This window comes from Streptomyces bohaiensis (assembly GCF_012033785.1).
GTDB lineage: Bacteria > Actinomycetota > Actinomycetes > Streptomycetales > Streptomycetaceae > Streptomyces > Streptomyces bohaiensis.
Genome location: NZ_JAAVJC010000004.1, coordinates 52416 through 59854, shown reverse-complemented (window position 1 = coordinate 59854; position 7439 = coordinate 52416). Strand labels below are relative to the sequence as shown.

The 7439-nt window shown below is 74.6% G+C and carries 5 protein-coding genes and 2 pseudogenes; 5 read left to right on the top strand and 2 right to left on the bottom strand.

Annotated features, from left to right (window positions below):
* From HCN52_RS01465 to HCN52_RS01450, 4 genes and pseudogenes are all read left to right on the top strand, one after another.
* Positions 1 to 217 (top strand): annotated as a pseudogene (locus HCN52_RS01465) (ribonuclease D); the annotation flags it as partial.
* 227 nt (positions 218 to 444) lie between these two features.
* Positions 445 to 1659: a thiolase family protein gene (locus tag HCN52_RS01460; protein ID WP_168086482.1), complete on the top strand. Its 1215-nt coding sequence runs from the start codon at positions 445 to 447 to the stop codon at positions 1657 to 1659.
* Positions 1656 to 3779 (top strand): annotated as a pseudogene (locus tag HCN52_RS01455) (3-hydroxyacyl-CoA dehydrogenase NAD-binding domain-containing protein); the annotation flags it as partial. The gene HCN52_RS01460 and the pseudogene HCN52_RS01455, both read left to right, overlap by 4 nt.
* A 122-nt stretch (positions 3780 to 3901) precedes the next feature.
* Entirely contained in the window at positions 3902 to 4933 is a 1032-nt protein-coding gene (locus tag HCN52_RS01450) for an LCP family protein (protein WP_168086480.1), read from the top strand.
* A gap of 37 nt (positions 4934 to 4970) precedes the next feature.
* Here HCN52_RS01450 and HCN52_RS01445 read toward each other — a convergent pair whose 3' ends face one another.
* On the bottom strand, positions 4971 to 5861 hold the full coding sequence (locus HCN52_RS01445; protein ID WP_168086479.1) for a hypothetical protein: 891 nt from the start codon (positions 5859 to 5861) through the stop codon (positions 4971 to 4973).
* A 152-nt stretch (positions 5862 to 6013) separates the two neighbouring features.
* On the opposite strand from HCN52_RS01445, the gene HCN52_RS01440 reads away from it, so the two are divergent.
* A complete protein-coding gene (locus tag HCN52_RS01440; protein ID WP_312876483.1) occupies positions 6014 to 6850 on the top strand; it encodes a glutaminyl-peptide cyclotransferase in 837 nt (278 codons plus the stop codon).
* Positions 6851 to 6916: 66 nt separating this feature from the next.
* Here the strand turns inward: HCN52_RS01440 and HCN52_RS01435 are convergent, their stop codons facing one another.
* Complete coding sequence (locus HCN52_RS01435) at positions 6917 to 7438, bottom strand: GNAT family N-acetyltransferase (RefSeq protein WP_312876482.1); 522 nt, start codon at positions 7436 to 7438, stop codon at positions 6917 to 6919.
* Position 7439 lies beyond the last annotated feature (1 nt).

Sequence of the window (7439 nt, the reverse complement as noted above, 5' to 3'; positions counted from 1 at the left end):
GGCGGCGCGCGCCGCCGTGACCGAGCGGGCCGAGGAGCTGAACCTGCCGCAGGAGAACCTGCTCACCCCTGACACCGTCCGACGACTGTGCTGGGAGCCGCCCGCGGAGGCCGACGCGGCGGGGGTCGACGAGGCGCTGCGGCAGCTCGGCGCCCGCGACTGGCAGCGCCGTCAGACGGTTCCGCTGCTGGTCGAGGCGCTCGCCGCGACCCCCTGACCTCGACCGCGACCGTCCGGCACCCCGCCGCCTCCGAACCGCCCCCGTCCGCCGCGGACCGGGGGCGGTCGTGCGTGCGGGGACCGTCGGAGTCCGTGGGGCGCGCCGCGCGGCAGCCGATCACCGGGGATCACGGCGGATCACCGGGGGCCGGGCCTTGCCACACAGTTACCGGCGAGTAGCATTGGGCGGGAAGGAGCAGCCGCGCGCACCTGGAGGAGCCAATCGTGCCTCGTACCGTCAGGGAGGTCGTCTTCGTCGACGGCGTCCGCACACCGTTCGGCAAAGCGGGACCGAAGGGCATCTACCACGAGACCCGCGCCGACGACATGGTCGTCACGTGCATCCGCGAACTGCTGCGCCGCAACCCGGGCCTGCCGCCGGAGCGCGTCGAGGAGGTCGCCGTGGCGGCGACCACGCAGATCGGCGACCAGGGGCTGACCCTGGGCCGCACGGCCGCGATCCTCGCCGGACTGCCCACCTCGGTGCCCGGGTACTCCATCGATCGCATGTGCGCAGGCGCGATGACCGCCGTCACCACCACCGCCGGAGCCATCGCGTTCGGTGCCGCGGACGTCGCGGTCGCCGGCGGTGTCGAGCACATGGGCCGGCACCCCATGGGCGAGGGCGTCGACCCCAACCCCCGCTTCGTCTCCGAGAAGCTGGTGGACGAGTCCGCCCTGTTCATGGGCATGACGGCGGAGAACCTCCACGACCGGTTCCCCCACCTCACCCGGAAGCGTGCGGACGCCTACGCCGCCCGCAGCCAGGAGAAGGCGGCCAAGGCGTACGCCGACGGCCGTATCCAGCCCGACCTGGTGCCGATCGCCGTGCGTTGCACCCAGCCGGACGGCGGGGAGACGGGCTGGGGGCTGGCGACGGCCGACGAGCCGATGCGGCCGGGCACCACGCCCGAGCAGCTGGCCGGCCTGAAGACCCCGTTCCGCCCGCACGGCCGGGTGACGGCCGGCAACGCCGCCGGACTCAACGACGGCGCCACCGCCTCCCTGATCGCCGCCGAGGACGTGGCGCGCGAGCTGGAGCTGCCGGTGCGGATGCGCCTGGTCTCGTACGCCTTCGCGGGCGTGGAGCCGGAGGTCATGGGCGTCGGGCCCGTGCCTGCCACCGAGAAGGCGCTGGCCCGGGCCGGCCTGTCGATCGGCGACATCGGCCTGCTGGAGGTCAACGAGGCGTTCGCCGTCCAGGTGCTGGCGCTGCTCGACCACTACGGCATCGCCGACGACGACCCCCGCGTCAACCAGTACGGCGGGGCGATCGCCTTCGGCCACCCGCTCGCCTCCTCCGGCGTCCGGCTGATGACCCAGCTGGCGCGGCAGTTCGAGCAGCAGCCCGACGTCCGCTACGGCCTGACCACCATGTGCGTCGGCTTCGGCATGGGCGGGACCGTCATCTGGGAGAACCCCCACTGGGAGGGCAAGTGAGCACCGCAGAGCGTCTGAAGGCAGCGGCCGAGCTGTTCCCCGACGAGATCGTCACCACCGCGCACGTCCGGCACCTGGAGCTGCCCGCCGGGGCCGGCAGGTTCGCCCTCGTCACGCTGGACAACGGGCTGGACCACACCAAGCCGACCACCTTCGGCCCGCGCTCGCTCGGCGAGCTGGACGCGGCGCTGGACCAGGTCACCGCCGAGGCGGAGCGCGGCGAGATCGTCGGCGTCGGGCTCACCGGCAAGCCGTTCGTCTTCGCGGTCGGCGCCGACCTCAAGGGTGTGGAGCTGCTGCGGCACCGCGACGACGCGCTGGCCATCGGGCGCGGCGGGCACGACGTCTTCCGACGCTTCGCCGACCTGCCCGTCCCCTCGTTCGCCTACTACAACGGTGCCGCCCTCGGCGGCGGCGTCGAGGTGGGGCTGCACTGCACCTACCGGACCATCGCCGCGCAGTCGCCGGCCTTCGCCCTGCCCGAGGTCTTCCTCGGACTGGTGCCGGGCTGGGGCGGCTGCACGCTGCTGCCCAACCTGATCGGCGCGGAGCGCGCGCTGAAGGTGATCATCGAGAACTCGCTCAGCCAGAACCGCATGCTCAAGGCCCCCAAGGTCCACGAGCTGGGGATCACCGACGCGATCTTCGACTCTGCGGACTTCCTGGAGCAGTCGCTGCACTGGACCTCCGCGGTGCTGCGGGGCGAACTCGCCGTGGAACGCCCCGCGGTGGACCGCGGCGAGGCGTGGGACCGGGCGGTGGCCGCCGCCCGCACCTTCGCCGACAGCAAGGTGCACGGCGCCGCACCTGCCGCCTACCGCGCGCTGGACATCGTCGCCGCCGTGAAGGACGGCGACCTCGACGCCGGTTTCGCAGCGGAGGACGAGGCGCTCGCCGACCTCATCATGGGCGGCGAGCTGCGGAGCGGCATCTACGCCTTCAACCTGGTGCAGAAGCGCGCCAAGCGACCCGTGGGCGCTCCCGACAAGGGCCTCGCGCGCCCGGTCACCAAGGTCGGCGTCGTGGGGGCCGGGCTGATGGCCTCCCAGCTGGCGCTGCTGTTCGCCCGGCGGCTCGAGGTGCCGGTGGTCCTCACCGACATCGACCAGGAGCGGGTCGACAAGGGGGTCGGGTACGTCCACGAGCAGATCGACATGCTGCTCCTCAAGGGACGCGTCGGGCAGGACCAGGCCAACCGGCTGAAGGCGCTGGTGACCGGCTCCCTGGACAAGGCGACCGCCTTCGCGGACGCCGACTTCGTGATCGAGGCCGTCTTCGAGGAGATGGGCCTCAAGCAGCAGGTGTTCGCCGAGCTGGAGGCGGTGGTGCCCGAGCACGCGATCCTCGCCACCAACACCTCCTCGCTGTCGGTCACCGAGATGGCGTCGCGACTGTCGCGCCCGGAGCGGGTGGTCGGCTTCCACTTCTTCAACCCGGTGGCCGTGCTGCCGCTGCTGGAGATCGTGCGGGCCGAGCAGACGGACGACGCCTCCCTGGCCACCGCCTTCGCGGTCTCCAAGAAGCTGAAGAAGACTTCGGTGCTGGTCAAGGACGCACCGGCGTTCGTGGTCAACCGGATCCTGACGCGCTTCATGGGCTCGGTGCTCGCCTCCATCGACGAGGGCGCCGACATCCGTACCGCGGACCGCGCGCTGGCCCCGCTGGGGCTGCCGATGTCCCCGATCGAGCTGCTGGAACTGGTGGGCCCGGCGGTCGCGCACCACGTCGCCGGCACCCTGCACGCCGCCTACCCGGACCGGTTCGCGGTGTCGCCGAACCTCGGCCGGGTGGTCGCCGCCGGCAAGCGGGCCTTCTACCTGCACGACTCCGGCCGCCCGGAGCTGGACCCGGAGGTGCTGGCGCTCTTCGAGACGGGTGACACGGCGCTGACCGAGGAACAGGTCCGCGACCGTGCGCTGACGGCGATCGCGGAGGAGATCGGCCTGATGCTGGAGGAGGGTGTCGTCGCCGCGCCGCAGGACATCGACCTCTGCCTGATCACCGGCGCGGGCTGGCCGTTCCACCTGGGCGGCATCACGCCGTACCTCGACCGCTCCGGCGTCTCCGAGCGCGTCCTCGGACGGCGGCTGCTGGAAGCGGGCGTCGCGGACGTACCCGCCGTGCGGGCGGCGCGCTCCTGCTGTGGCGGCCGTCACGCGCACGTCGGGTCCGCCGGGAACAGCGGGCGTCTTATCATCCAACATCAGGTGATTTTCCGTAGATAGGCCCGAGGAGTCCGCGGATGCCCGTTCGTTCCCCCGGTCACGTCCTCTTCGGCGGCTCCGGTGCGGGCCGGCCCGAGCGCACGCGGCGGACGCGGCGGGCCCTGCTGTGGGGGCTGCTCGGACTCGCGGTCGCCGTACTCGCCACGGGCGGCTGGCTCTACCACCAACTCAACGGCAAGCTCAGCAGTGTCGACATCGACGCGCAGCTGGCGGAGCAGGGGGCCGAGCGGCCCGGGCCGGGCCCGGAGGACGGGCGCTCGATCCTCGTGCTGGGCACCGATTCGGCGACCGACCCGGGTGCCCGGCCGGCAGTCGACACGGGCGGCTCGGCCGCCCCGGGCGCGGCGCTGCCGGCCTCCGGAGCGGCCGTGGTCGTGCGGCTCCCCGACGACGGGGGCGCCCCCACCGCGGTGGGCATCCCCGCGGCACACCCGGTGCCCGCCCCCGACTGCGCCGCGGCGGAGAGCGAGCCGGCGCCAGGCTCGGCCGAGGTCACCGAGGCGGAGCCCCCGGCGGATCGCGCCGAGATCGCCTTCCGCACCGTCCGCGCGGCGGGCGGCCCCGGCTGCGTCGTCCAGGTGGTGGAGGGGCTCTCCGGCATCCGGATGGATCACTACATCGAGGTGGACGTCGCCGGCCTGGGCGAGTTGGTGGACGCCCTCGGCGGCATCAGCGTGGAGCTGACCGAACCGGTGCGCGACGACCTCAGCGGCATCACGCTGGCCGCCGGACCGCAGCGGCTCGACGGCTCCACCGCGATGGCGGCCGCCCGGGCGGCGGGGCCGGAGGAGCAGCAGCGGCTCCTTCTGGCCCTGCTGGCCGAGCTCCGGGACCAGGACGTACTGGGGAGCCCCACCACGCTGTACCGGGTCGCGGAGGCGGCCGCCGCGACGCTGACCACCGACGCCGGGCTGGGCTCCGTCCCCGACCTGGTGGCCTTCGCGCGCGACCTCAGCAGCACGGGGACCGAGGGCGTGGAGATGCTGGCGCTGCCCGCGGACGCGCCGGGAGCCGAGCCGGTCTGGGCCTCGCTGCGCGGGGAGGACTGAGACCCACCTCCGCACGCCGCCCGGGCGGGCCGGCGCGTCAGCTCTGCCGCACCAGACGCAGCTCGCGCGCGCCGGTGGTGAAGCCCAGGGAGCTGTGCAGCGCGTGCGCCTCGCTGTCCTCGGTCACCCGGGTGGTCGCGGTGACGGCGCCGCACCGCCGCGCGGCATGGAGCGCCGCGAGTGTGGTCGCCCGTACCAGCGCCGCCTCGGCGGCTCCCCCGGTCACCTCCACCGGTTCCAGCGCGGCCGACCGGTTGGCGTCGTCCAACCAGGCCAGGCGGGCCGCGGCTCCCGCCCCGCAGCTGGTCAGCCCCGCGAGCCAGTCCAGCTCGGGTCGATAGGGCCAGCGGCGGGTGGAGCGCAGCCACTCCTCCCTCGCGACGGCGGGGTCCTCCCCGGCCCACCCGCCCACCGTGGTGCGGACCCCGGCGTCCATCTCGCCGCGCACGTGCCGCAGCCAGTGGCCCTCCGGGGTCTGCGGCGTCGGCAGGTCGGTGAGGGCCCGTCGCAGGTGCACCACCGCGGGCCCCTCGCGGCTCTCGCGGTAGCCGGCGGCCCCGAGCCTGGCGAGCAGCGTCTCCTCGCTGTCGGCGACCGCCAGGGCTGCGGGGGCGGCGGTTCCGGCGTCCGCGGCCCAGCCGAGCAGTTCCTCCGTCAGCTCCAGATGGGCGGGGTCCACCTGGAGACGCACGGGGCCGCCGGCGGTCGGCCCGTCGCCGCGCCGGGCCCACGCCACCACCGTGTCCCCGTCCTCCCACAGCGCCACCGCGGACAACGACTCCGGCCGCGGGGCCATCGCCCGGTCCGCCAGCTCCCCGATGTGCCACCGGCCGGATCCACCGGCCCAGAGTCGCTGGGCGAGGTTCTGCATCGCCCGCAGGTCCGCCGGGCCCTCGTAGCTCCGTCGTCGGTATCGGCCGTCGCTCACGTTCCCCGCCCAATCCGCCGGTGGTCCCGCGTCCGGTGACGTCCGGGGTCAACCACCGCGCCGTGTGTGCGACGCTACCGGCGACGGACCGGCCGTGCCCAGAGCGCGTCGGAACGTCGATGTGTTCGTGTGTTCCCGGCCCTGGAGGCGTCGTGTCCGGACCCCGCCCGGCCTCGGGCCGCTCCCTGGCCGCGGGCGCCGCCGCGGTGGCGGCGGCCACCGCCGTCGCGCTGCTGGCGGTCGGCGCCCGCTCCGCGGACGACGCCGCGGAGCCCGGCGCCGGGGCAGCGCCGGAGCAGCTGCGCGTCCGGGTGCTGGCGACGCTGCCGCACGACACGGAGGCGTTCACCCAGGGTCTGGAGGTCCGCGAAGGCGTGCTCTACGAGGGCACCGGGCGCGTCGGCCGCTCCTGGGTGGCGGCGACCGAGCTGTCCTCCGGCGCCGAGCTGGCGCGTGCCGACCTTCCCGAGCCGCTCTTCGGCGAGGGGATCACCCTCACACAGGACGCGCTGTGGCAGCTGACCTGGCGGGACGGCGTCGCCGTCGAACGCGACCCCGGGACGCTGGCCGAACGGCGGACCGTGCGCTACGACGGCGAGGGCTGGGGCCTGTGCCATCAGCAGGATTCCGACCGGCTGGTGATGAGCGACGGGTCGGACACGCTGCAGTTCCGGGACCCGGTCTCGTTCGAGCCGACCGGTGAGGTGCGGGTGGAGTCGGCGTCGGGAGCCGTCGAGGACCTCAACGAGCTGGAGTGCGTGGACGGCGCCGTGTACGCCAATGTGTGGCATTCCGACACGATCCTGCGGATCGACCCGGACGAGGGGCGGGTCACCGCCGAGATCGACGCCTCCGGACTGCTCACCGCGGACGAGCGCCGCGCCGCGGACGTCCTCAACGGCATCGCGTTCTCGCCGGAGCACGACGCCTTCCTCGTCACCGGCAAGCTCTGGCCGCACCTGTTCGTGGTGGAGTTCGTCCCCGGCTGACCGAAGGGGCGGCCCGCCCCGCGCCGGTCCGGCGCCCCTGCCCTGACCGCGGCCCCGGGGCCGCGGTCAGGGCAGGCGGCGGTAGAAGAAGGTGCAGTCCTCCAGCGCCCCGGCGGGGTCGCGGGCGTAGTCGGGGACGACGCCGTACGGGGTCCAGCCGTCCTGCCGGTAGAGTCCCTCCGCCGGGCTCCCCGTCGCGGTGTCGAGCACCAGCAGGGTCAGCCCGGTGGCCGCCGCGTGGTGCCGCGCCGCCGCGAGGAGCCCGCGCCCCAGGCCGGCGCCCCGGGCGTCCCGGCGAACGAGCAGCTTCCTGACCTCGCCGCGGTGGGCGGCGTTGGCCTTCGGCTCTCGGTGCAGGATGACGGTGCCGACGACCTCGCCGCCCGTCTCTGCCACCCAGACGCACTGCGCGCCCGAGGCGACGTGCGGCGCCTGCCGCCGCCACCAGTCGACGGCCGCGACGCGGTCGAACGGGGCGAGGAACCCCACGGAGGCCCCGCCGTCCACCGCGTCGGTCAGCAGCGACGCCAGCGCGGGCAGGTGCTCGCGGAACTCCTCCGGCGTCAGGGGGCCGAGGATGCGCGCCACG